We start from the raw sequence: 372 nt of genomic DNA on the forward strand, positions 1-372 counted from the left end.
GGCAGCATCATATGACGGGGTAGGTCAACGTCAAAAGCAGCAGCCTTTTTGATGAGGGGTTTCTTCTCTGAATAAGCTACGAAGTTGTTGATGTTGCAGTTGTTTTTGAAGTGCAGGCGTAGCCACAGTTGAAGTTGAAGTTGAAGTTGTTTTTGATCTTGCAGGCGCAGCCACCTTTGACGTTGCTTTTGACCTTGCAGGCGCAGCCACTTTTGACGTTGCTTTTGACCTTGCAGGCGCAGCCACCTTTGACGTTGAAGTTGCTTTTGAAGTTGCCGTTGCTTTTGAATTGGTAGTTGACCTACCCCGTCATTTGACGCTGCCACATTTTCCTGCCGCCAGACGGATCAGGCTGATGACATGTTTGAGCGA

The 372-nt window shown here is 48.4% G+C and carries 1 protein-coding gene; it reads right to left on the reverse strand.

All coding sequences use genetic code 11. The features are described from left to right. On the reverse strand, window positions 1–326 hold a 326-nt coding region (locus ACVBEF_RS21365), incomplete at its 3' end, for a hypothetical protein (protein WP_447125900.1). Window positions 327–372 lie beyond the last annotated feature (46 nt).

The organism is Glaciimonas sp. GG7, from assembly GCF_052976905.1.